The sequence below is a fragment of the Arthrobacter castelli DSM 16402 genome (assembly GCF_000430705.1).
GTDB lineage: Bacteria > Actinomycetota > Actinomycetes > Actinomycetales > Micrococcaceae > Arthrobacter_C > Arthrobacter_C castelli.
This window is the reverse complement of the sequence record NZ_AUMN01000001.1, coordinates 337,012-360,066: the sequence shown is the minus strand read 5'-3', so window position 1 is coordinate 360,066 and position 23,055 is coordinate 337,012. Positions and strand designations below refer to the sequence as shown.

23 protein-coding genes are annotated in these 23,055 nt (G+C 64.6%); 12 read left to right on the top strand and 11 right to left on the bottom strand.

The window, feature by feature from the left end; genetic code table 11:
* Positions 1-19: 19 nt before the first annotated feature.
* A complete protein-coding gene (locus H535_RS0101860; RefSeq protein ID WP_026818192.1) occupies positions 20-1,072 on the bottom strand; it encodes an LCP family protein in 1,053 nt (350 codons plus the stop codon).
* Between the two features lie 60 nt (positions 1,073-1,132).
* Between H535_RS0101860 and H535_RS0101855 the strand changes: the two genes are divergently transcribed.
* A complete protein-coding gene (locus H535_RS0101855) occupies positions 1,133-1,618 on the top strand; it encodes a DUF3515 domain-containing protein (RefSeq protein WP_026818191.1) in 486 nt (161 codons plus the stop codon).
* A 42-nt stretch (positions 1,619-1,660) separates the two neighbouring features.
* Here H535_RS0101855 and H535_RS0101850 read toward each other — a convergent pair whose 3' ends face one another.
* Together H535_RS0101850 and tcuA are read right to left on the bottom strand one after the other, a co-directional pair.
* Complete coding sequence (locus tag H535_RS0101850; RefSeq protein WP_026818190.1) at positions 1,661-2,296, bottom strand: GntR family transcriptional regulator; 636 nt, start codon at positions 2,294-2,296, stop codon at positions 1,661-1,663.
* 2 nt (positions 2,297-2,298) lie between these two features.
* The gene (gene tcuA, locus H535_RS0101845) at positions 2,299-3,774 is read right to left on the bottom strand and encodes an FAD-dependent tricarballylate dehydrogenase TcuA (RefSeq protein ID WP_026818189.1); all 1,476 of its coding nucleotides are present in this window, start codon (positions 3,772-3,774) and stop codon (positions 2,299-2,301) included.
* 187 nt (positions 3,775-3,961) lie between these two features.
* Between tcuA and H535_RS0101840 the strand changes: the two genes are divergently transcribed.
* Together H535_RS0101840 and H535_RS30310 are read left to right on the top strand one after the other, a co-directional pair.
* A complete protein-coding gene (locus tag H535_RS0101840; protein WP_026818188.1) occupies positions 3,962-4,240 on the top strand; it encodes a FitA-like ribbon-helix-helix domain-containing protein in 279 nt (92 codons plus the stop codon).
* Entirely contained in the window at positions 4,237-4,641 is a 405-nt protein-coding gene (locus H535_RS30310) for a type II toxin-antitoxin system VapC family toxin (protein WP_026818187.1), read from the top strand. The genes H535_RS0101840 and H535_RS30310 overlap by 4 nt, the downstream gene beginning before the upstream one ends.
* Positions 4,642-4,662: 21 nt before the next feature.
* Here H535_RS30310 and H535_RS0101830 read toward each other — a convergent pair whose 3' ends face one another.
* Genes H535_RS0101830 through H535_RS0101820 form a run of 3 tightly spaced genes read right to left on the bottom strand, consistent with a single transcriptional unit; the run spans position 4,663 to position 7,350 of the window.
* Complete coding sequence (locus H535_RS0101830; protein WP_026818186.1) at positions 4,663-5,034, bottom strand: DUF4186 domain-containing protein; 372 nt, start codon at positions 5,032-5,034, stop codon at positions 4,663-4,665.
* Positions 5,035-5,078: 44 nt separating this feature from the next.
* The gene (locus tag H535_RS0101825) at positions 5,079-5,780 is read right to left on the bottom strand and encodes a response regulator (protein ID WP_026818185.1); all 702 of its coding nucleotides are present in this window, start codon (positions 5,778-5,780) and stop codon (positions 5,079-5,081) included.
* Between the two features lie 4 nt (positions 5,781-5,784).
* A complete protein-coding gene (locus tag H535_RS0101820; protein WP_211236499.1) occupies positions 5,785-7,350 on the bottom strand; it encodes a sensor histidine kinase in 1,566 nt (521 codons plus the stop codon).
* A 174-nt stretch (positions 7,351-7,524) separates the two neighbouring features.
* Here H535_RS0101820 and H535_RS0101815 point away from each other — a divergent pair, with 174 nt between their 5' ends.
* The 4 genes from H535_RS0101815 (at position 7,525) to H535_RS0101800 (ending at position 11,023) form a co-directional block, all read left to right on the top strand.
* Complete coding sequence (locus tag H535_RS0101815; protein ID WP_026818183.1) at positions 7,525-8,508, top strand: Bug family tripartite tricarboxylate transporter substrate binding protein; 984 nt, start codon at positions 7,525-7,527, stop codon at positions 8,506-8,508.
* A complete protein-coding gene (locus tag H535_RS22920) occupies positions 8,505-9,155 on the top strand; it encodes a tripartite tricarboxylate transporter TctB family protein (RefSeq protein WP_051298329.1) in 651 nt (216 codons plus the stop codon). The genes H535_RS0101815 and H535_RS22920 overlap by 4 nt, the downstream gene beginning before the upstream one ends.
* Positions 9,156-10,691 (top strand): tripartite tricarboxylate transporter permease, encoded by a 1,536-nt coding sequence (locus H535_RS0101805; RefSeq protein ID WP_026818182.1) that lies wholly within the window; start codon positions 9,156-9,158, stop codon positions 10,689-10,691.
* Between the two features lie 116 nt (positions 10,692-10,807).
* Positions 10,808-11,023, top strand: coding sequence for a type II toxin-antitoxin system RelE family toxin (locus H535_RS0101800; protein WP_026818181.1), 216 nt, complete (start codon positions 10,808-10,810; stop codon positions 11,021-11,023).
* A 99-nt stretch (positions 11,024-11,122) separates the two neighbouring features.
* Here H535_RS0101800 and H535_RS0101795 read toward each other — a convergent pair whose 3' ends face one another.
* Positions 11,123-12,727, bottom strand: a complete 1,605-nt coding sequence (locus H535_RS0101795) for a peptide chain release factor 3 (RefSeq protein ID WP_026818180.1) — start codon at positions 12,725-12,727, stop codon at positions 11,123-11,125.
* A gap of 298 nt (positions 12,728-13,025) precedes the next feature.
* Here H535_RS0101795 and asnB point away from each other — a divergent pair, with 298 nt between their 5' ends.
* Positions 13,026-14,546, top strand: a complete 1,521-nt coding sequence (gene asnB / locus H535_RS0101790) for an asparagine synthase (glutamine-hydrolyzing) (RefSeq protein WP_026818179.1) — start codon at positions 13,026-13,028, stop codon at positions 14,544-14,546.
* Between the two features lie 103 nt (positions 14,547-14,649).
* Entirely contained in the window at positions 14,650-16,257 is a 1,608-nt protein-coding gene (locus H535_RS22915; RefSeq protein WP_245580109.1) for an HNH endonuclease, read from the top strand.
* Between the two features lie 3 nt (positions 16,258-16,260).
* Here H535_RS22915 and H535_RS0101780 read toward each other — a convergent pair whose 3' ends face one another.
* Genes H535_RS0101780 through H535_RS0101765 form a run of 4 tightly spaced genes read right to left on the bottom strand, consistent with a single transcriptional unit; the run spans position 16,261 to position 19,922 of the window.
* Positions 16,261-17,217 carry an ABC transporter substrate-binding protein gene (locus tag H535_RS0101780; RefSeq protein WP_155838468.1) on the bottom strand — a complete coding sequence of 319 codons (957 nt, stop codon included), beginning with the start codon at positions 17,215-17,217 and terminating at the stop codon, positions 16,261-16,263.
* A gap of 52 nt (positions 17,218-17,269) precedes the next feature.
* A complete protein-coding gene (locus H535_RS0101775; RefSeq protein WP_026818177.1) occupies positions 17,270-18,064 on the bottom strand; it encodes an ABC transporter permease in 795 nt (264 codons plus the stop codon).
* Positions 18,061-19,281, bottom strand: coding sequence for an ABC transporter ATP-binding protein (locus tag H535_RS22910; protein ID WP_035767937.1), 1,221 nt, complete (start codon positions 19,279-19,281; stop codon positions 18,061-18,063). Before H535_RS22910 ends, H535_RS0101775 begins: the two co-directional genes overlap by 4 nt.
* A complete protein-coding gene (locus H535_RS0101765) occupies positions 19,278-19,922 on the bottom strand; it encodes an ABC transporter permease (RefSeq protein ID WP_026818176.1) in 645 nt (214 codons plus the stop codon). Before H535_RS0101765 ends, H535_RS22910 begins: the two co-directional genes overlap by 4 nt.
* A gap of 166 nt (positions 19,923-20,088) precedes the next feature.
* Between H535_RS0101765 and H535_RS0101760 the strand changes: the two genes are divergently transcribed.
* The 3 genes from H535_RS0101760 to H535_RS0101750 are packed head-to-tail and all read left to right on the top strand — an operon-like array spanning position 20,089 to position 23,049.
* Positions 20,089-21,249: a LolA family protein gene (locus H535_RS0101760; protein WP_026818175.1), complete on the top strand. Its 1,161-nt coding sequence runs from the start codon at positions 20,089-20,091 to the stop codon at positions 21,247-21,249.
* Positions 21,246-22,196, top strand: coding sequence for an ABC transporter ATP-binding protein (locus tag H535_RS0101755; protein ID WP_026818174.1), 951 nt, complete (start codon positions 21,246-21,248; stop codon positions 22,194-22,196). The genes H535_RS0101760 and H535_RS0101755 overlap by 4 nt, the downstream gene beginning before the upstream one ends.
* Entirely contained in the window at positions 22,186-23,049 is an 864-nt protein-coding gene (locus H535_RS0101750; protein WP_026818173.1) for an ABC transporter permease, read from the top strand. The genes H535_RS0101755 and H535_RS0101750 overlap by 11 nt, the downstream gene beginning before the upstream one ends.
* Positions 23,050-23,055: the final 6 nt, after the last annotated feature.

The window sequence follows — 23,055 nt, the reverse complement described above, 5'->3', positions numbered from 1 at the left end:
GGTACTATACCTTGCCGAGTCAGCCTCCACTATTAACCAAACCTTGGCTCTGCAGGTACTGGCCCAGAGTGCCGTCATCGAGCGCCTGCGAAATGCGCTCGATGGCTTGCTCATCCTTCAGCACGATGGACTGGCCATCGTCAGAGGTGCCAGTTCCCTGAGTTGGAAGCGTGAACATCTTGACATCATCGCTCCGCACCCCACGCAGCGAGAAGGCAAGTTCTCCGACACGACCAGCGTCCAATTGTTCATCGACACTGATGTATGGCGCAAAGTTCTTTACGACGTCGCTAATACGCCCCGGATTCGTCAACGTCTTGGCGTTCAGGAACTCCGACAGTAATGCCTTGACGAAGATCTGTTGGTTGGCGACCCGCTGGTAATCACCGCTGGAGAACGCCTTACGTTCGCGAACGAACGCAAGCGCCTGTTCGCCCTCCAGTGTCATGGGGCCGGCTTCGAATGCGTACTCCCCCGTCGAGAAGCTGTAGGGGACGTTGACCGTCACGCCGCCAAGTGCCTCGGTCAGGGCCTTGAAGCCTTGGAAGTCGATGACGGCCACGTGATCGATGCGGTCGTCGAACATGCCCTCAATGGTCTGAACGGTTAACGGTATCCCGCCGAAGGACATGGCGGCATTGATCTTGTTCATACCGTGTCCGGGAATCTCGACCCAGAGGTCGCGCATGATGGACATCACATAGACGTTTTCGCGATCCGGCGGGATGTGCATCAGCATGATCGTGTCGGATCGTTCCCCGGTGGGGCTGCCGGAGGTCAGATTCCCCATGTCCGCCCGGGTGTCGCTGCCCATCAGCAGGATGTTCACCGCTTCAGGACCGGGGTTCTTATCTTCGGGTTCTTTGGTCGGCCGAGAGGACTCGTCGGGGAACGCCGTCTCGATTTTCTGGGTGCTGTTGTTGAACGTGTTGGCCAGGTTATAGATATAGGTGCCGGCCACCAGCGCTGCGATGAGAAATAGACCCAGAAAGACGAACAACACATTCCGGGTGGTATGCCGCTTACGGGGTTGTTCATCATATGAGTCTGGTTGATCGAAGACGTTGCTCACTAAGTTGACTCCCTAGAGTTCAAGGCAAGGCCCGATTCTATCGCACGATACGGTTGGAGGATGCGAAACGTTGCCCGATTCCGTCATGCCCTGATTGCCGCACTTTTGGGTGGCACGCTTGCGTTGACCGGGTGCACCCCCACCGTCCACGTCGAGCCAGCGGCCAATGCCGCCGATCCGAAGTGCGCTCAAATCATGATCGCACTGCCGGACAAGGTGGCTGGATTTGAGAAGCGGGAGACCGACAGCCAGGCGACGGCCGCGTGGGGCGATCCGTCGAAAGTGGTGCTGCGCTGTGGCGTGCCCGAACCTGGTCCGACCACCGACAGGTGTGTCGGGGTCAACGGCGTGGACTGGATAATTGAAGAGGGCAAGAAGAACTGGACTCTGACCACTTACGGCCGCAATCCGGCCACCGAGGTGCTGATCAATCCGGACAATGTCGCTTCCAGCACCGTGCTGGTGGATGTGAGCGGCGCTGTGGATCAGATTCCTCAGGATGAAAAGTGTCTCAACGCCAGGGACATCGAGCTTCCGAACGACTGAACCCCACCAGCATGTGCGTCGAGCCGGCGCGGCAACGCTGACCTACCCGCCAGCAGAGTGGCGGAACATCTCCAGGCGCAGGTTACGCGCCGTCGTCATGTGTTCTTTCGCGTGCAAACCGGCATTGTCTGTGTCCCGCGTGCGTACCGCCTCGACCAAGCCGGCGTGCTCGTCCAGCGATTCCGGCCACCTGTTCCCCACCGACAGCGTCGACGTCGGCGCGTGCACCAGGTGGGTGGAGAGGCGTTCCAGCAGGTCCTCCAGCACCGGGTTATGCGCCGCCGTCCAGATGGCAGCGTGGAACTCGAGGTTGGTGGCAATCCGGGTGGCGTCATCCGGGGCGCTTAGGGAGCGGTCCCGTTCCAGCAGGCTGTCGAGGCGGACCAGATCCATCTCGGTGCGCGCGGCCGCCGCCTGCCGGGCGGCTTCCTCTTCGAGCATGATGCGCATGTCGTACACCTGCAGGATCTGTTCCGGGTCGACGCGGCGCACCTGCAGTCCGCGCTGGCCGCGCTCGAGCAGGCCTTCGTGCTGCAGCCGGCCCAGCGCTTCCCGCACGGGGGTGCGGGAGACGCCGAACCGGCTCGCCAGCGAGGTTTCCCGCAGCGGTGTGCCCGGCGGGTGTTTGCCGTGCAGGATCTCGTCCTTGAGCCGCGTGTAGATACTCTGATGGTCCATGGCTACGCCAGCGTACCGGCGCGGCGTCCGAACACCGAACCGGCGGCGAGGCCGGAGCCGCCCGGGTAGTTGGCGCTGAACAGCCCGCCGAGCATCTCGCCGCAGACGTAGAGACCGCCGATGTGGCCGCCGTCGTCATTGAGTACCCTGCCATGAGTGTCCGACTTGATGCCGCCGAAGGTGAAGGTGATTCCGCAGGTGACGCCGTAGGCGTAGAACGGGCCGGTTTCCAGCGGTGCCGCCCAGTTGGACTTGACCGGCTCGACGTCGGCCTTGCGTCCGTCTTTGACCGTTGGGTCGAAGGTGATGGAGCGGTCGATGGAGCCGTTGTAATCGGCGACGGTCTTGGCCAGGTCTTCTGCCGGAACTTTGATCTTTGCGGCGAGCTCTTCGATAGTGTCGGCGGTTTCGACGGAGATGCCGGGCATTTCGTACTCCTCGGTGCGCAGCATCGGGCGCAGGGTGGCATCGAAGATCTGGTAGGCGGTGGATCCGGGCTGGGCGAGAATCTCCTTGCCGTATTTGGCGTAGGTGTAATTGCGGAAGTCCGCGCCTTCGTCCAGGAACCGCTTGCCCTCGTTATTGACGATGATGCCCAGCGGGTAGCTCTGCCGGGTCAGCCGGTTGGTCAGCTCGCGGTTGGACTCGTTCTGCGCGGTGAAGGCATCCCACTGCACGCTGTGGCAGGTGTTCCAGTCTCCGCCACGGCCCGCGCCGACCGCCAGGGCTGCAGAGATCAGGTCGCCGGTGTTATACGGGGTGCCGCGGACCTTGGCGTTCTCCCAGCCCTTCCCGAGGTGCTGGCGACGCCAGTCCGGGCTGGATTCGAAGCCGCCTGCGGCCAGCACCACAGATTCGCTGCGCAGTTCGGCCAGCGTTCCGTCCGGCTGCGCCACGCGCACACCGGTGACTTTGCCGCCGTCGTACACCAGCTCCTGCACCTGCTGCCCGTACCGCACCTCGTAGCCGAGCTCTGCGGCGACGCGGGTGTGATCCGCGATGAGGCCTTCTCCCCCGCCGACGTTGCCCACGTGCAGACCGCCCCAGAACAGGAAGGTTCCGTCGGGCCGTTCGTAGGCCTGGCGTTCATACATCAACCGGTACTTCAGTCCCAGGCTGTTCAGCCACCGCAGCGTCTGCTGGCTTTCGGAGACCAGCACCTCGGTCAGCGCGGAGTCGTTGCGGCCCTCGGTGACCTTCTCCAGGTCCGCGGTGTACTCGGCGGCCGGATAGGGAGGAACTTCGGTGACACTGTGACGCTTGTCCGGCTCGACGAAGTCGGCGATGTCATCCAAGCCCGCATGAGAGATCCGGGTGGCTCCGGCGGTGTAGTAGCTATTGCCGCCGGCCATATCGGCCGCACCCTTTTCCAGCAGCAACACCTTTCGTCCGCGCATCGCTGCGGCGTGTGCCGCCGTGAATCCTGCATTGCCCCCACCGACCACGATGACGTCCGCATCGAGCATATTCTGTTCCACTGGTTCTCCCTCTTCCGTTTGCTGGATACCAGTGTATACAGTCGTATGCGCATATGAAGAATGCACGTCGATCAGGAGTCCGAGATTCATTCGCCACTAGCAGCAATTCACTACCCAAGCATGGACTATCGGGGTCCTGAGCTTTCGAAATGTACCCAAATCGGAGCGAACCATGTAAACTGCATGCATGGTTGCTTTGCAGATTCGCGATGTCCCTGACGATGTACGGCAGGCACTGTCCGAGCGCGCACGCGCCCGAGGACAGTCGCTGCAAGCCTTCCTGCTGTCACTGGTGGAGGAAGAGGCACGACGCTCAGCCAACTTGCCCCTATTGGACCGCTTCGCCGGGCGTGACGACGGATCCCGGCTGTCATCCGGCGAGGCCACTGACGGACTGGACAGTGCGCGTGCCGAGCGAGATGTCCAGCTCAATGGACAACCAGCATCGCCAAGCGACGTCGCTTGATCATCGTAGATGCATCCACGCTTACCAACGCACTCACCGATGACGGTTCAGTCGGTCAGAGGGCGCGGGCCGAGCTCGCCCGCGACACACACTGGGCAGCCCCTGAGCACTTGGTGGTCGAGACGTTCTCTGCGATACGCGGCCGACACCTCGGAAACAGGATCAGCAGACAGCGCGCCTTGGATGCTCTCGACGCTCTGGCAGACTCGACAATCGACCTGCTGGCCACCACTGCCCTGCTACCCCGAATGTGGCAGCTCCGCGACAACGTTACTGGGTACGATTCCGCCTACATTGCGGCCGCCGAAACCTACGGTTGCCCTTTGGTCACAGCCGACGCCCGACTCGCCCGTTCAAGTGGCCTCCGTTGTGAAATCCGTCTGGCTGGGCCGTCCGCCTGAGCAACCGCCTCTTCGACCGGCTCACGGTGGCGGGCCAAGTGGAGCGTACTGCCCTGCGATCCATCGGCAGATCGCTTCAACGACGTAGCCTCGCTCGGCGTCGTCGAGCTCATGCCCGGCGGGAATGCCGTGCCAACGCTCCAAGCAGGTGCGGCAGCACGTTGCGGTGGCGTGCTGCGCGACGAACACGGGATGCCCCCGGTAGGGCGTCTGGCGGCCGTCGTTGCGCGGTTCAGCCGGGGCCAGCCGGCGCTCAATCAGCTCCTCGGCGTGTCGGCGCACAGTTGTGACGCCGCGCAGGTCGACGACGGCGCGGTCCCGGCCACGCAGCCGGAACTTTGCCCGGAAGCGGTGCTGCCCGATCCGTTGCAGCCTGGCATCCAACTCGTCCATCCCAGCATCGTAGTATTCCTCCCAGATGCTCGCCGACTCCTCGCTTAGCGGAGCCAGCGGTACCTGTGTTCGGGCCGGCCGGTGGAACCGTAACGGGGGCGCAGTTCCGCAAGACCGCGGGAGACCAGGTACTCCAGATAGCGCCGGGAGCTGACCCGGGATATTCCGCAGCTGGCCGAGACCTCGGAGGCGGCCATATCCGCACCGGCCTCCCTGAGGGTCTTCGACACCAGCTGGAAGGTGGGCCCGGACAAGCCCTTGGGCAACGACGACGGCGCGGGCGTCTCGACCGAGCGGCCCAGCAGGGAGTCGACTTCGGCCTGGCTGAGCGACTCCTGCTCCTGCCCCGCCGGCGACTGCGCCGCCAGCGAAGAGCGAAACCGGCGGAGCCGTTCGTATAGCTGGTCCTTGGAGAACGGCTTCACGAGGTAATCTGCGACGCCCTGCCCGAGCGCCCGTTTCACGGCCTCCTGCTCGCTGGCCGCGGTGATCATGATGACGCCGGTCTGATGGAAGCCTGCGGCCCGCAGCCGGCCCAGCACTTCGAGTCCGCTGGTGTCCGGCAGATACACGTCCAGCAGCACCAGATCGATCTCCCGCTCCCGCACGATCGGCACCACCTCTTCGCCGGTTGTGGCGGTGGCGACGGTTTCGAAGCCTTCCAGCCCGTCGACGAAGCGCCGGTGCATGGCCACGACGGCGAAGTCGTCGTCGACAATCAGGGTACGTACGCTTGTCTCTTCCATGGCCTCACCTTTCCGCTGGCAGGTTGACGATAAACTCGGCCCCGCCCAATGCGGACCTGCCCACGTGCGCAGAGCCGCCGCGGCGGGCAGCGATGCGCTGGATCAGTGCCAGCCCGATGCCGCGTTGGGGGTTGTCGGCCACGGACTTGGTGCTGAAGCCCCGGGTGAACACGCTGCCGCGCTGGTCGTCGGCGACGCCGGGGCCGGTGTCGCCGACCGTCATCGTCGAGCCGCCGCAGTCCAGCGCGAGCTTCACCAGCACCTCGCCTCCCGCTCCGGCGGCCTCGGTGGCGTTGGTGATCAGGTTTGCCAGCACCGTCAGTGTGTCATCGTCCACCGAGCTGTCTTCGACAGTGCTTTCCGGGTCAATCGTCAGCGTGACGCCCGCCTCCCGTGCCACAGCGGACTTGGCGTTGATCAGTGCGGCCAGCGAGGGGTCGGCGATGCCGGAGTCCGGGAATTGCTCCGGGTCCGACCCGGTCAGGGTGCCGATGTAGCGGCGCAATTCGTCCACTTCGCCCAGGTCCAGCAGTCCGGAGACGATATGCAGCCGGTTGGAGAATTCGTGGGTCTGCGAGCGGAGCATTTCGGCGGTGGAGCGCTGTCCGGCCAGGTCCCGCAGGGTGCTCTCCAGTTCGGTGCGATCCTGCAGGGCCAGGGTCCGTCCCACGTGCCGTCCATCCACCCAGGCGTCGCTGCGCGCCGCAAGCAGCACGCGTTCACCGGCGAGCACATACTGTTGCTCCTCCGCCGTCGGCTCAGAACTTTGCAGCAGCGCGACGACGTCGTCGTCGAGCACCTCGCTTGCCGGCCGGCCCACCACGTCCGGTCCGATACCCAGCAGGCGGGAGGCCTCGTCATTGATCAGCCCGAGCCTGCCCTGGGGGTCGACGGCGACCACCCCGTCGCGCACGCTGTGCAGCAGCGCCTCGTTGGACTGCATCAGCGAGGCGATTTCGGACGGCTCCAGCCCGAAGATCCGCCGCCGCACCATCCGGGTCACCCACGCTGCGGCCAGCACCCCGAGTACGACGGCGCCGATGGTCCACGGTGCCAGCGCGGCCACGGTGCCTTGCAGGTCGTCCTGCATCCGGCTCTCGAGGATCCCGACGGAGACCGTTCCAACGATTGTGTCGCCGTCGTACACCGGCACCTTGGCCCGCAGGGTGACCCCCACGGGCCCCTCCTGCACGCCGACGAAGGAGCCGCCCTGCCGGATGTCTTCATGATTGGAGGAAACGTGCTCGCCAATGCGGCCCGGATCCGGATGAGCGGCGCGGATACCATCCATGTCCACGACCACTACGTAATCCACCCCGGCGGCGTCGGCCACCAGCTTTGCCACCGGTGCGATGTCCCGGGGCGGATCCGCGCTCTGCAACCCGGAGACGACGACGGGAAGCGACGCCGTCTGGGTGGCGACGTCGCGCACCCTCTCAATGGTGGTTTCGCGGATCTGGTCCGCCTCGATCTTGACCACGAAGGCCAGCACCACGGAGACCAGGGCGAGCACAATGAACACCTGCAGCCCCAGCAGCTGCAGGCGCAGCGGAAACCGGTCCTTGTTCACCACACCTCCAGGTCTTCTCTTGATCATCCGAACCTTAACGTCGCGGCCGTGAACTTAAGTTTCAATACTGGGTTCTATTTTCAGAACCGGAATTTCGCCGTGTTGCGGCTCACATCTCTGTCACTGTGATTAACCAGTCAACGAGGAGATCCAACACAGAGGTTACGGAACTTGATGAGAAAACACCCAATACGGCGGACCGTCTACTCGGTGGCCGTCGTCGTGATAGCCGCGCTGGCCTTCGTCAATGCAGCTTCGGCCGGCGGTGGCGCAACTGCCAGAACAAAGCTCACCTTGATGGCGCCGGCCTCCCCCGGCGGCGGCTGGGACAGCTTTGCCCGCGAAAACCAGCAGGCGATGCGCGCCAACGGCGTTGTCAATAATGTCCAAGTGGTCAACGTCCCCGGTGCCGGCGGCACGATCGGGTTGAGCCAGTTCGTCCAGATGGAGGGCCGCAATGACATGTTGATGGTCACCGGCGGGGTGATGATCGGCGCCATCCAGCTCGCCGACTCACCCGAGACCATGGAAGACATCGTCCCGATTGCACGGGTTTCCGATGACTATGCGGCCCTGGTGGTCCCGGCGGACTCCCCCTACAAGACCCTTGAGGACTTCCTCACCGCGTGGAAAAAAGATCCCGGCGGAACCTCTATCGCCGGCGGGTCGCTGGGTTCGATCGACCACCTGATGACCGGTCTGGTGGCGAAGAAGGTGGGGATCGATCCCGAAAAGGTCAATTATGTGGCCTATTCCGGCGGCGGTGAAGCGCTGACGGCGATGATTTCGGGCACGACGACGGCCGGCATGTCCGGCTACAACGAGGTCGCCCCGCAGATTGAGGCCGGAAACCTGCGCCCGCTGGCCATCTCCGCCCCCAAGCCGCTGCCCGACATCGACGTTCCGACCTTCAAGGAACAGGGTGTCGACGCTTCGATGGCGAACTGGCGGGGCGTGGCCGCCGCACCGGGGATCACCGAGGAGGAAAAGGCGGAGTTCGTGGAGATCATGTCCGAGACCCGCAAGACCCCCGAGTGGCAGGACGCGCTGGAGCGCAACAACTGGACCGACAGCTTCATGACCGGAGATGAACTCGACAAATTCCTCGACAAGGAAATCCGGCGCACCAAATCAATTGTGGAAGATCTGGGACTATGAGCATCACTGACAAGACAGCAACCCGTCCGGACACGGGCACGGGCACGGACGGAGCAGACACCAATACTGAACCTGCCGCACCGGCACCGAAGCGGTCCTTTTGGACCGGGCGCAGCGAACTCGTTGTCGTGGCGCTGGTGTTGGCGGTGGCGATCTTCCTGACCGTGGGAACCGTCACGATGGACGTAGCCGGCGACACCGTGCCCGGCCCGAAGTTCTTCCCGACGATCATTTGCGTCATGCTCTACGCCGTCGCCGGTGTGCTGGGCTTCCAGATCCTGCGCAACCCGGCGCGGGGCAAAGAGGCAGCGGCTGACGAATCCGGGCCGGACGACACCGATGCGCTCGACCCCGATGCCGACGGCGCGACGCCCGATCCAAAGACACCGGAACCGAAGACCTACACGGACTGGAAGACCGTCGGCATCCTGGTCGGCTCCATCGTGGCCTTCATCCTGCTGCTCCCGATTGCCGGCTGGATCCTCAGCGCCGCCTTCCTGTTCTGGATGGTCTGTTTTGTGCTGGGAAGCAAGCGCCGGCTGTTCGACGCGAGCCTTGCGATCCTCTTTTCTTCGGCCATCCAGCTGGCGTTCAACGCGCTGCTCGGCCTGAACCTGCCGTCCGGCTTCCTGGAAGGTGTGCTCTAAATGGAATCCTTGAACCTGCTGTTCGACGGGTTTGCCGATGCGCTGACCCCGATCAACCTGCTGTGGGTGGTCGTCGGCGCGGTGCTGGGAACCGCCGTCGGCGTGCTGCCCGGGCTGGGTTCGGCGATGGCCGTGGCCCTGCTGCTGCCGGTGACCTTCTCGCTTGATCCGACCGCGGCCTTCATCATGTTCGCCGGGGTGTACTTCGGCGGGCTGTTCGGTGACTCCACGTCCGGCATTCTGCTCAACACCCCGGGCAATTCCTCGGCTATCGCCTCCAGCATCGAAGGCCACAAGCTGGCCAAGGACGGACGCGCTGCCAAGGCCTTGGCGACGGCGGCGATCGGCGCCTTCATCGGCGGCCTGCTCGCGACCACCGTGGTGGTGTTCTTCGCCCCGGTGCTGGCACAGATGGCCACCCTGTTCGGCCCTGCCGAATACTTCGCACTGGCCGCGTTCGCGTTCCTGGCGATCTCCGCCGTCGTCTCCGACTCCATGATCAAAGGCTTGGCGGCGCTGGGCATCGGTCTGGCACTGTCCGTTGTCGGCGTGGACGGACCGAGCGGGACTTCGCGGTTCACCCTGGGGCTGCCTCAGCTGTTCGACGGTATCTCCATCATCGTGATCACGGTGGGACTGCTGGCCCTGGGCGAAGTAATCAGCGTCGCCTCGCGCATCCACCGCGATCCGAACCACAGCCAGATCAGGCCCAGCGGCCGGCCGTGGCTGCGGCCGTCCGAGTTCAAGAAGGCGCTGCCGGCGTGGCTGCGCGGCGCCGGTTTCGGGCTGCCGTTCGGCGTCATCCCGGCCGGCGGATCCGAAGTTCCGACCTTCCTGGCCTATGGCACAGAGAAGAAGCTGGCCCAGCGCAACGGCGACACGGACTTCGGCACCACCGGCTCCATCAAGGGCCTGGCCGCTCCGGAAGCGGCGTCCAACGCGACGGCGGGAACGGCCATGGGCGCCCTGCTCGCCCTCGGACTGCCGACGTCGGCCACTGCCGCCATCATGCTCGCCGCCTTCCAGCAATACGGACTGCAGCCCGGGCCACTGTTGTTCGAGCGCGGCGCCGACCTGGTATGGCCGCTGCTGGCCTCCATGTTCATCGGCCTTGTGGTGCTGCTGGTGCTGAACCTGCAGTTCGCGGCGCTGTGGGCGAAGCTGCTGCTGATCCCACGGCATTACCTCTACGCATCCATCACGGTGCTGGCCATGCTCGGCGTCTATGCCATCAGCTCCTCGACGATCGATCTGTGGCTGCTGCTGGGCATTGGCCTGCTCGGGTTTGTGATGCGCCGGTACGCATTCCCCGTGGCGCCGGTGCTGATCGCAGTGATCCTCGGGCCGCTGGCCGAAACCGAACTGCGCCGGGCGCTGTCCGTGTCGGAAGGTGATCTGGGCGTGCTGGTAAGCAGCCCGTTCACAATCACCCTGTATATCGTGCTGGCCGCAGGTCTGATCTTCAGCGCCGTCCAGCATCTGCGGCGGCGTAAGGCAGAGGCACAGCAGCAAGATCGGGAACTGGTCGACGCGTAGTTGCATCGGCCGTAAACTGTAAACGAAGACAGGGACGGGTTCCCTGTTATGGATCACTGAGGGTCCCGCGGCCAGGAGCTGCGGGGCCCTCAGCCGCTTAAGGCCGACCCTCAATATTGAATCCGGTTCCCATACAGTGCTGGCAGTGTGTCGAGTTCATTTTCGGTCCGCTTGCCGAGAACCCGCCGCGGGTCGGAAAGCCACTCCGCGCGGAGTTGGCGGGCCTGCGGTCAGCCCGGCCCGGGGACTATCGAATCGTCTATGCAATCGTTGAGGACGAACACTGGCTGGAAGTAGTGCACATCGACCGCCGCAGTGACATTTACCGATGACGGCCGCTGCGAAGCATCTATCTGCGTATCGTCTCCGACGAAGAGCGGCCCATCGTCACGCCGAGGGTCACTGTGTCGGAAGTAACTCACGCTGATGCCTCAGAGACCAACAACCTTCATCGACACGTCCGGAAAGTCTTCGTCAAAGTGCGTCAGCTTGAACCGGTCCGCGAAGAGCGCCACCACTTCCCCGTCGCCGCGGTGAAGGGTTTCGCCGCCGCGAAAGGACAGCGGCGCAGTATTGGCGCCTTCGGCCAAGGTTCGGATCAAGGTGTAGTCAAGTGCCTCGAGTTTGACCGGAGCACCGAATTCTTCGCGCATCCGTTGTTCGGCAACTTCGAACTGAAGCGGGCCGACGGCGGCCAGCACCGGCGCTTGGTCACCGCGGCGCTCCGACCGGAACACCTGCACAACGCCTTCGTGCTCGAGCTGCCCGATGCCGCGCTGGAACTGCTTATAACGTCCGGGGTCAAGCGCACGCGCCACAGTGAAATGTTCCGGGGCGAAGTGCGGAATCCCGGCGAATTCCACCGGCTCCCCGCTGTACAAGGTGTCTCCAACTCGCAGACTTGCGGCATTGACCAGCCCCACGACGTCCCCGGGACAGGCGGTGTCCACCCCCTGGCGGGACCGGCCCACCATCCGGTGGGCGTACTTCGTGGCGAAAGGCTTCTTAGTGCGGGCGTTGGTCACCACCATGCCCCGCTCGAACATCCCTGAACAGATCCGCATGAATGCAATATGGTCCCGATGCGCAGAATTCTGGCCGGATTGGACCTTGAAAACAAACCCGGAAAAATCGCTGTCCACATCCCGTGGTTCACCGTGGACCGATGTCCGTGTCACGGCCGGAGGCGCGAGCTCGCCGATCACGTCCAACAGTTGCCGGACACCATAATTTCGTGCGGCCGCCGTGAATAGGACCGGGGTTTGTTCGGCAGCGCGGAACGCTTCCGGGCTGAATCCGCCGTTCGCCGATCCCACCAGCTCTGCCGATTCCTCGGCTGCTTCCCACAACGCGGCGGACTCATCCGGCAGCTCCGATACGCTGACGTCGCTCTCGCGGGCGGGCAGCGCTCCGCCCTCAACCGCTTCCAGTCCGATCGACTGATCATGGCGAAGATCGATCAGGCCCTCGAAGCTGTCGGCAGATCCGGCCGGCCAGGTCAGCGGCACCGGCAGCATGTCCGTGCGTCGGCCGACCTCATCGATGAGTTCCAACGCATCAAGTCCGGGCCGGTCCCACTTATTAATCACCGTCACAATGGGCAGGCCCCGCTGTTTGCACACCTGGAGGAGTTTGAGCGTCTGGGGCTCAAAACCCTTTGCGGCGTCGATGAGCATCACAGCACAGTCCACCGCGGCCAGGACGCGGTATGTGTCCTCGGAGAAATCGGCGTGGCCGGGTGTATCGACCAGGTTCAAGACGGTTCCGTGGTGTTCGAACTGCAGCGCGGCCGAACTGATGGATATCCCGCGGTCGCGCTCCACACCCATCCAGTCCGAGACAGTGCCGTGCCGGCTGGCCTTCCCATGGGTCACCCCTGCATCCTGGATCAGCCGTGCGTGTAATGCCAGGGCCTCCGTCAGCGTGGATTTGCCAGCGTCCGGGTGCGAAATCACGGCAAACGTGCGCCGGCGTCCCGCCTCGAACCGGATATCCGGGCCCGCGGCCTTCTCCGGGCTCGTCGTCGTGGCAGTCACAGGTATGCTCCATCCCTTCAAGGCAGGTCTAGCTGCCCTGACGTACGTGTAGATTTGAGTCCGGCGGCTCCATTCGGCGGATCACCAGCAGCATTCAATGCCCTTGGAAGGATAGACGCGGAAGTCTCCATCCCTCCGGAGCGGCGCCGGGCACCTATTCCACCTGATCATAGTGCCGGACAGTGCGCAACGACGCACCGGGTCAAGGCGCAGTGGAATCCAGCGTTTCGGCCGCAACGGTCTCCACCGGCAGATTCATGTCTAAACTCGAGGAAACGAACTATTCCAGGAGAGATCGATGTCAGGCATTGTCGCAATACACCACCCCTCCGATCCGGCCATGGGTCAGCGGATGCTTGCCCGGCTCGCCCATCGTGGCCCGGATGGCGAGGGACAGCGCCAGGTCGGTTCGGCGTGGCTGGGCAGCCGGAACCTGGAGATTGTCGCGCCCGGCGGCGAAGGCCAGCCGTTGTCCAACGGTTCACAGAGTGTGTGGCTGGTCGGTGATGGTGAGGTGTACAACCACGACCGGATCCGCAGTGTGCTGGGCGCCGAGCGGTTCTCCACCCGTTCCGATCTCGAAGCGGCACTGCAGCTGTTCGATGCCAGGGGCACTACCGCGTTCGAGAAGCTGTGGGGAACCTATGCGCTGATCATCGCCGCCGAGGATGGCCGGTTCGCGGTGTCCCGCGACCCGCTCGGCGTTACTCCCCTGTACTGGGCGCGGCGCGGGGAGACCGTAGTGTTCGCGTCGGAACTGAAGGCTTTCGACGCCGACTGGTCTGCCGACGTCAAGCCGTTCCCTCCCGGACAGATCTGGACGCCCGACGACGGGTTGGTTGCCCGCCCCGAGTTCCCGACCGGAGCGCCGGTGCTGCTGAAGAGCCGCGAGCCCGACGAGGAGCCGCCGCGGTGGGTGTTCGATGCCATCCGCGAAACGCTTGTGCGTGCCGTGGACAGCGCCATGGAGGCCGATGTACCGGCCGGGGTGCTGCTCTCGGGTGGGGTGGACTCCAGCGTGGTCACGGCCATCGCGGCCCGGAAGGCGGAGAAACAAGGAACCAAGCTGAAGACCTTCGCCGCCGGGCTGGAAGGCAGCGCCGACCTGGTGGCTGCCCGGTTGGTGGCCGAACACGTGGGCAGCGACCATCGCGAACTCGTCTACACCGCCGACGACGCCATCGACCTGGTTCCCGAGGTGATCGCCTCGCTGGAGTCGTTCGACCCGACGCTGGTGCACAGTGCCGTGCCCAACTACATGGTGGCCAAGCTGGCGGCGGCCGAGGTGAAGATTGTGCTGGCGGGCGAAGGGGCCGACGAACTCTTCGCGGGCTACACCCACTACGGTCAGCACGACAGCGGTGAAGCGCTGCACGAAGACCTGCTGGAGACCATCGAGGGACTGCACATCGGCGGGCTGCAGCGCGTGGACCGGGTCACAGCCGCGCACGGGCTTGAGCCGCGGCTGCCCTTCCTGGATCTGGACCTGGTCGAGCTGGCGCTGGCGCTGCCGCCGGCGTGGAAGCTCACCAGCGACGACCGCATCGCCAAGTGGCTGCTGCGCACTGCGTTCAATGGATGGCTGCCCGACGAGGTGTTGTGGCGGCCCAAGGAACAATTCGGACAGGGCACCGGCATGAACGATGTGCTCCGCGCTCACTTCGGCGGTACGGTCAGCGACGACGACTTGGCGCGGGAGCGCGATGTGCTCCAACCGCCGCTACGCACCGGCGAGGAACTGGCCTACTACCGGATGTTCGCCCGAGCGCTGCCCGGGGTGAATGCACAGGCCAACGTGGGGCGGTTCGTCGAGGCGTAATTCCGTCCCTCTTGTCCTCCACCGCCTTGCGTGACCATGGATTTGTCCACATGGCGGCAGTAGCCCGTAGAAGGTTGTTGCCGGCCCGGATAATCTCGAATGTATGTTCCACTCATCAGCCTCCGGAACCGGCGGTCATTCCACCGGAGTGACCAACGGGAGCCCTGCGACCCGGGACTCTTCCTGGGTTGACGATGTCGCGATGGTGCTGGGTGACCTGGAGCCGGCCGGCGGCGATGCGGAGTTGCTGGACCGGATCACCGCCCTGGAGAAGTTGAAGTCTGCGGCCGCGGCGGCACAGGCGCGGGCCACCGTTGTCTATGACGCGGCACGACGCCAGGCTCAAGCCGATGCCGGCGTCCGTACAGCCAAAATCGGCGAAGGCGTCGCCGGAGAGATCGGCAAGGCACGGCAGGACAGCCCCCACGCGGGCGGACAACACCTGGGCGCGGCCAAGGCATTGGTTGCAGAAATGCCGCATACCCTGGCCGCCCTCACGTCCGGAGTACTCAATGAGTGGCGGGCGACCCTCCTGGTCAAAGAGACCGCCTGCCTCGATGCCTCCGACCGAAGCCGGGTCGATGAAGCCCTTGCCGCCGATCCACGGGCGCTGGACGGCCTCGGCAACAAGAAGCTGGCCGCCATGGCGAAGAAGGAGGCCTACCGGTGTGACCCGCATTCGGTGGTGCGCCGTGCGGCCAAGGCCGCGTCGGAGCGGACAGTTACCTGCCGGCCGGCGCCGGACACGATGACCTACGTGACAGGACTCCTGCCGGTCGCCCAAGGCGTGGCCGTCCAGGCCGCACTGCAGCGGGTCGCCGACCAGTTGCGTGCAAGCGGTGACACACGTGGACGGGGCCAGATTATGGCCGACACACTGGTGGATCGTGTCACCCGTCCCGAACACCAGCAGGACGGCTTGCCCGGTGCAGCCGGCGGCGCCGGAATCGAGATCCAACTCGTCATGACTGACCGCACCCTGCTGGCCGGCGATCACGAACCGGCGCATCTGCAAGGTTATGGAACCGTTCCGGCCGGCTGGGCCCGCGACGTCCTCCTTGGACCCCGGAATGCCAACACAGACGACGCCGGAGGCACCGGTACTGACTCTGACTCTGGCACCGATACAGGCTCCGGCTCAGACCGCATCAGGCAAGGAAACGTTGCCGAAAGCGACGTATGGATCCGCCGCCTGTACACCGCTCCGGGCACAGGCCAACTGATCGGCATGGATTCAACCGCACGGACCTTCCCCAAGGGATTACGCCGAATGATCATCGCCCGCGACCAAACCTGCCGCACCCCCTACTGCGATGCGCCAATCCGCCACATTGACCACATCCTCGCCCACGGCGTCGGTGGACAATCCACCGAAAACAACGGCCAGGGATTGTGTGAACGGTGCAACCAGGCGAAAGAGGCCTCCGGATACGAATCCAGACCTATCCCCGGCACCAGACATACGGTCGAGACCGTCACGCCGACCGGCCGCATTTATCGCTCCACTGCACCACCTCTGCCTGGAACTGCCAAGCCGCGAACAGGATCCGCCGCGTCCCGAACCGGGACAGCGCGCCCACTACGGGACACGCCGCCCCGACCCGGTCCGGCCCCGCGTTCGGAGCGACGACCCGAATCGTCGACCCGAATCGTCGACCTCCGGCACCGAGGATCCGGACGACTTGGACCGGGCTTCGTAAATGCCCGTTAACTTCTACTCGATGAAGCCTTCGCTCTTCAGCCATTCCTCGGCGACGTCACGTTCGAGCTGGCCTTCGGTGTCCACCTTGCCGTTAAGCTCGGTGATGACTTCGTCGGTCAACGCTGCACTGATCGGGGCCATGATCTTCTCAATCGCCGGGTGCTGCTTCAGGACTTCCTGACGCATGGTCAGCGCACCCTGATACTCCACGAAGAAGCCCTTGTCATCCTCGAGCACCGTGAGGTTGTTGGAGACGATCCTGGCGTCGGTGGAGAAGACCTCACCGAAGTTGCAGGACTCGCCGATCTGTGTGTAAATCAGGTTCAGGTCCAGCTCGACCACCTCGGAGAATTCGAAGTTGTAGAACTTTTCCAGCCCGGGCAGCCCGTCGCTGCGGTTGATGAACTCGCTGGCGGCACAGACCGCGCCCTGGTCGGGATTGTTCCGGATGAACTCAGCCGCCTCGGTCATGTTGGTCAGGTTGTTTTCCTGGCCGAACTCTTCAGGCACGGCGATACGGTAGGTATTCTCGAACGGCGCCGGTTCCAGCCACACGACGTTGTTCTTCTTCTTGTCGGCCTTGTTCACCGCCTGATACAGGTCGTCGGGAACATTCTTGGTGGTGTTGCCGAGGATGTTGACCCAGCCGGTACCGGTGTAATCCCAATACATGTCGATCTCACCGCTCTCCAGCGCCTCACGGACGGTGGCGCTGCCGGAGATGCCCATCCGTTCGTTGACCTCCGCGCCGGCATCCTCCAATGCAAGGGCCGTGATCTGGCCGAGGATTTTGGATTCGGTGAATTCCTTCGAGCCCACGGCCAGCTCGGCGCCGGCCAGTTTCCCGCCGCCGTCTCCCCCGCCGGCGTTGCCGCCGTCGTCCGAACCGCCGCCGCAGGCGGTCAGCGTAAGTCCCAGGATGGCTGCAAAGGCGGCCATCATCTTTGTCTTTCGGTAAGTGGTGTTCACTGTTCCTCTTCTCGGTCCGGGCCCGCCGTCGTCGTCGGGCCGTTTGGTTGCCTCACAGTCCTTCAGGCCGCAGCATGTCTTCAGCCAGGCCGGCAATGTAGTCAATCAGCAATGCCAGCACCGCCGTCAGAGCAGCACCCACGATCTGCACGGTCACACGGTTGGTGGACAGCCCGGCCACAATAATTTCGCCCAGGCCGCCGGCGTTGATATACGCCGCCAGGGTCGCGGTGCCCACATTGATGATCAGCGCAGTGCGCACGCCGGCCAGGATGATCGGCACGGACAGCGGCAGCTCGATTTTGCGCAGGGCGCCCATCTTTGAATAGCCCATGCCGCGCGCCGCCTCGAGGATGGAGTCGTCGACCTGTTCCAGTCCGACCATGGTGTTCAACAGCACCGGCACGATCGCGTACAGCACCAACCCGACGATGGCGGCTTGGAACCCCAGGAATAGCCACGCCACTGCCAGCAGCACCAGGATCGCAATGGTGGGCACGGCCTGACCCAGGTTGAGCAGGGTCAACAGGTACGGACGCACCCGTCCGGTGAAGGGACGCGTCAGGATGATCCCGGCGGGAACCGCGATCAGCAGGGTGATCACGGTGGAGACGGCCGTGAGCTGGACGTGCTCCCACGTGGCGATGGCCAGCGACGAGGCGTTCAGTGAGCGCGCCTCGATGCTGTCCAGCTCCAGCGAGGAGATCCACAAGTACATCGCCAAACACACCGCCGCCAGGATCACCGGCAAGGCCAGATACCCGGTCAGGGTGCGGCGGGAGGTCCGCGCCGGCGTCGAGACGACCTGGTCCTTGTCATGCTTTCGAGCTTCAGCGGCTGAAGTCATGGCAGCCGCCCCTGTTCCGCCATTGAGTCGTCGGTCAGGCTCTCACGGGCTTTTGCGACGGCAGTGCTGCGCATGGTGCGGATGGCGTCGTTGATTTGGTCGATATCCACAACCCCCTGATATACGCCGCGGGAGTCGACCACGATAGTGATGCTGTATCGGGCTGTGATCAGTTCATTGAGCGCGTCGCTGAGGGTGGCTCGGGCCTCCACGGCGGCTTCGGGAGCCAGACCGAGTTCATCCAGCGGCCGGCCGCCGCCTCGTTGCAAATCTTCGGCGCCGACCCAGCGAAGGGGTCTGCCTTCGCCGTCGAGCACCAGCACGGCGCTCAGTTCCGTCTGCCGCAGCGCCGCCATGACTCCCTCGCGGTCGGTTCCCAACTGCACGGTGGGCAACTGCTTAAGGCCGATGTCGGCAACCCGGCTGAGGTTAAGCCGCTTCAGCGACGCTCCTTTGCCGATGAAGTCTGCGACGAAGTCATTCGCAGGGGCGGTGAGGATCTGTTCCGGGGTGTCATACTGCGCAATATGCGAGCCGTCCTGCAGAATCGCGATCCGGTCGCCCATCTTGATGGCTTCATCGATGTCGTGGGTGACGAACACGATCGTTTTGCGGACTTCGGACTGCAGGCGGAGGAATTCGTTTTGCAGCCGGTCGCGGGTGATCGGGTCAATGGCGCCGAAGGGCTCGTCCATCAGCATCACGTCCGGGTCGGCTCCCAGAGCGCGGGCGACGCCGACGCGCTGCTTCTGCCCGCCGGAGAGCTGTTTCGGGTACCGGTTGCGGAACTGCGACGGCTCCATGTTGACCATCTCGAGGAGTTCATCGACCCGCGTGGAGATGCGCTTGGAGTCCCAGCCGAGCAGCTTCGGAACCGTGCCGACGTTCTCGCCGATACTCTGGTGCGGAAACAAGCCGATCTGCTGGATGACGTAGCCGATCCGCCGTCTCAGCTGGTCCGGGTCGCTGGAGGTGACGTCTTCGCCATCGAGAATAATCCGCCCTGAGCTGGGCTCGATGATGCGGTTCATCATCTTCATCGTGGTGGTCTTGCCGCAACCAGAGGGGCCGACCAGCACGACGATGTCGCCTTCGGGAATGTCCAGGGTCAAGCTGTCGACCGCGTTCTGCTTCTGGCCGGGGAACTTCTTGGTCAGTTCCTCGAGCCGGATCATTACCCGGCCGTCATGGGACGTCGCATTGGTTGGACTGGTCATCGGATTCCTTGGGAGGTCGTGATCTTGCGCAGCAGATAGAAGGCAAGGTCGAAGAGGATGGCGAGGACGATCACGCCGAGGGTTCCAGCGAGCACCAGGTTGACGGCAACGGGGGTGCCCACTCGCGCCAGCCCCGTGAAGATGAATTCGCCGTAGCCGGGGCCGAGTACGATCGAGCCGATCGCGGCGATGCCGAGCAGCACGAGGGTGGTGACGCGCACGCCGGTGATGATGACCGGCCAGGCCAGCGGTAGCTCGATCCGCAACAGCCGTTGTCTGCGGCTCATGCCCATCCCGAGGGCCGATTCGACAATGGCCGGATCCACCTCACGCAGCCCGGTTATCGTGTTGCGCACGATGGGCAGCAGCCCGTACATCGTCAGCGCGACCAGCACGGGCTTCCAACCCAGGCCAAGTGGGCCGATCAGCAAGACGAACAGGGCGAACGAGGGAACGGTCAGGAAGGCACCACACACGGCGAGGATTGCCTCGCGGGGTTTCTCTTTGCGATAGGTTGCAATGCCCAGCAGCACGCCGATCACAGTTGCAATCAGCACTGCGGCACCGACGAGTGCGGCGTGTCCCAGCCCCAGCTCCAGCATGTCTTCGCTACGAGCCACCAGGAATTCGAAGAAATTCACGAGTCAATCCCCCTTCCCCTTCTACGTCACTATAGTTGGGCCAGCCTCCTACCCTGCCCGTTCCGGGCAGGGTAGGCCAAACTGTTATCTGCCGGCCGCTTCGGGTGTAGCGTTAACCCATAGAGAACACGCCGAACCGGGTGTTGCGTTCCGTAAGGTGCCACCTATGAAAAAGAACCTGCTGCGCTGGATGCCGGCCGTCATCGCGCCGGCCGCCGTCGTCGTCGCTGCAACCGTGCCCACGGTCGCCGGTGCCGCGCCGCAGTTGCCGGACAAGACGCCGCAGCAACTGCTCACCTTCATCGCCGAAAGTGATGACACCGCATACTCCGGCACCGTCAAACAAACCTCTGATCTCGGTCTGCCCCAACTGCCCTCCAGCGGCTCGCCGCACTCTTCGCCCGATGGCGGGACTGGCGGTGCTGCCAACACCCTCGAGATGCTCACCGGATCGCACCAGGCGCAGGTGCATGTGGGGGACGACGAGCAACTGCGCATCCAGATCATGGAACAGATGTCCCAGCGCGACATCATTGTCAACGACGACGAGGTCTGGACCTACAATTCCCGCACCAACGAGGCCACCCACCTCAAGCGGCCCGACCACGCCGCGAAGCAGAAGCAGGGGAATGCCAGCCCCCACGGCAACGCCAGTACGCCCGGCCACGCCCTGAAGCCAGGCGCCCCTGCGGACCTGGCGGAGCGGTTCCTTGCCAAGATCGGACCCTCCACCACCGTCACGGTCTCGGGGACAGCCACGATCGCCGGACGCAGTGCCTACGAACTCGAGTTGACGCCGAAGACATCCGACACGCTGATCGGCTCCGTCACCCTCGGCGTCGACTCGCAGACCGGCATGCCATTGAGCTTCGCCATCACTGCCCGGGGCGACACAGCGCCGGCCTACTCAGTCACCTTCACCGATATCGACTTCACGGCGCCGGCGGACAGCCTGTTCGAGTTCACGCCCCCGCAGAGCGCCTCCGTCACCGACGTGCCCTCCAAGGGGAAGCACCCGATGGCCAAGGAACACCAGCGTGGCCCGGGCAGCGAACCCGGCCCCGGTGGCTCTGCCGGCCAGACCGCAGAGCAGCCGACCGTGATCGGCGAAGGCTGGAACAGCATCCTCTCGCTGCCCGCCGACAGCGCCCTCGACGGAAGGCCCGACTCCAACCGGGGTGAACGGACGCTGCAGCAGTTGATGCGCCCGGTCGATGGCGGCAAGGTATTGCAAACCGAGCTGGTCTCGGTGATGCTCACCGACGACGGCCGGGTACTGATCGGTGCCGTCAGCGCCGAGTCGCTGATGGCCGCCGCGGCACGGTGACCGCGCCGGCAGCCATTGAGACCAGTGGGCTGACCAAGTCTTTCGCGCACCAGCAGGCGGTCGACGACGTCGGACTGTCAGTGCCGCGCGGTTCGGTGTTCGGCTTCCTCGGGCCCAACGGTTCGGGCAAGACGACGACCATCCGGATGCTGCTGGGACTGGCCTCGGCCACCAGCGGAACCATCCGTTTGCTCGATGGCGCGATGCCGGACGCGGCAGCGGAAGTGCTGCCCCGGGTGGGTGCCCTCGTGGAAGGCCCGGCATTCTATCCATTCCTGTCCGGGCGGGCGAACCTGCACCGCCTCGACACCGCCGACCGATATGCGCCGCGTTCCACCAGGCGGCGACGGGTCAATGAAGCGCTGGAGCGGGTGGGGCTCTCGCACGCCGCCGGGAAGCGCGCACACGCGTACTCGCTGGGCATGAAGCAGCGGCTGGGCATTGCCAATGCACTGCTGACGCCGCGGGATCTGCTGATCCTGGATGAGCCGAGCAACGGTCTGGATCCGCAAGGGACCCGGGAGGTGCGCAACCTCGTCCGTTCGTTGGCCGACGGCGGCAGCACAGTTTTCGTCTCCAGCCACCTGCTCGCCGAGGTGGAACAGATGTGCACCCACGTCGCGGTGATGAGCACCGGGCGACTGGTCGCCCAGGGCACCCTCGAGGAGCTGCGGGGCCATGACCACGTCCAGCTTCGGATCGAGACCCCGGATGTTGGCGACGCGCGCCAGGTATTGGCCTCGCTGGGGCTGCAGCCCGACCAGGGCGGCCCGATGGCTGCCGCCACGGTCACGGCGGACCTGACCGTACCCGGGCTGCACCCCGAGGCCGTCAACGCCGCGCTAGTCTCGGCCGGGGTGCGAGTGCGCGGTTTCGCCGCCGACGCCACCAGTCTGGAGGACCGCTTCGTGGCGCTGACCGGAGAGGGGTTCGACATTGACCACTGACTCCCCCGGACATGCCGGGCCAGAAAACTCCACCCGTAACGCCGGTTTCGCGCTGTTGGCGTCCGAAATCACGGTGCTGTTCCGCCGCCGTCGTACCTGGGCCATGCTGGCGGCCCTGGCGGCCGTGCCGATCCTGATCGCCGTGGCAGTCCGGATCACCGAAGGTCCATCGTCCGGCCGTGGACCGGCCTTTTTGGACAGCATCACCCAGAACGGACTCTTCGTTTCGCTCACCGCCCTGACCGTCGCCATCCCACTGTTCCTTCCGCTGACTGTGGGAGTGGTGGCCGGGGACACCATCGCCGGCGAAGCGAACCTGGGCACCCTGCGCTACCTGCTGGTCGCCCCCACCGGCCGGGTGCGGCTGCTGCTGGTCAAGTTCGCCGGAGCTGGACTGTTCTGCCTCGCCGCGACCGCCGTCGTGGTGCTCACCGGAGCGGCCATCGGGGCGATGCTGTTTCCCGTAGGGCCCGTGACGCTGCTGTCCGGCGACACCATCGGCGGCGCCGGATACGCCGTGCGACTGGTGCTGCTGGCCGGCTACGTGACGCTCTCGCTGCTGGGCCTGACCGCCATCGGACTGTTCATTTCCACCATGACCACCATGCCGGTCGGTGCGATGGCCGCCACGGTGGTCGCCGCGGTGGTGTCGCAAATCCTGGATAGCCTCCCGCAGCTCGAGTGGCTCCATCCCTGGCTGTTCAGCCACCACTGGATCGGCTTCGCCGACCTGCTGCGCCAACCCATCGCGTGGAACTCGTACGCCGATAATGCGCTGCTGCAGCTGGGCTACATCGCCGTTTTCGGAGCTCTGGCCTACGGGCGGTTCAGCACCAAGGACATTCTGAGCTGACTCGCC

Coding starts and splice junctions, on each gene's coding strand:
- H535_RS0101815 (WP_026818183.1), top strand. CDS start 7,525: ATGAGAAAACACCCAATACGGCGGACCGTCTACTCGGTGGCCGTCGTC.
- H535_RS22910 (WP_035767937.1), bottom strand. CDS start 19,281: ATGACCAGTCCAACCAATGCGACGTCCCATGACGGCCGGGTAATGATC.
- H535_RS0101825 (WP_026818185.1), bottom strand. CDS start 5,780: ATGGAAGAGACAAGCGTACGTACCCTGATTGTCGACGACGACTTCGCC.
- H535_RS0101805 (WP_026818182.1), top strand. CDS start 9,156: ATGGAATCCTTGAACCTGCTGTTCGACGGGTTTGCCGATGCGCTGACC.
- H535_RS22915 (WP_245580109.1), top strand. CDS start 14,650: ATGTTCCACTCATCAGCCTCCGGAACCGGCGGTCATTCCACCGGAGTG.
- H535_RS22920 (WP_051298329.1), top strand. CDS start 8,505: ATGAGCATCACTGACAAGACAGCAACCCGTCCGGACACGGGCACGGGC.
- H535_RS0101855 (WP_026818191.1), top strand. CDS start 1,133: ATGCGAAACGTTGCCCGATTCCGTCATGCCCTGATTGCCGCACTTTTG.
- asnB (WP_026818179.1), top strand. CDS start 13,026: ATGTCAGGCATTGTCGCAATACACCACCCCTCCGATCCGGCCATGGGT.
- H535_RS0101760 (WP_026818175.1), top strand. CDS start 20,089: ATGAAAAAGAACCTGCTGCGCTGGATGCCGGCCGTCATCGCGCCGGCC.
- H535_RS0101775 (WP_026818177.1), bottom strand. CDS start 18,064: ATGACTTCAGCCGCTGAAGCTCGAAAGCATGACAAGGACCAGGTCGTC.
- H535_RS0101840 (WP_026818188.1), top strand. CDS start 3,962: ATGGTTGCTTTGCAGATTCGCGATGTCCCTGACGATGTACGGCAGGCA.
- H535_RS0101850 (WP_026818190.1), bottom strand. CDS start 2,296: ATGGACCATCAGAGTATCTACACGCGGCTCAAGGACGAGATCCTGCAC.
- H535_RS0101830 (WP_026818186.1), bottom strand. CDS start 5,034: ATGGACGAGTTGGATGCCAGGCTGCAACGGATCGGGCAGCACCGCTTC.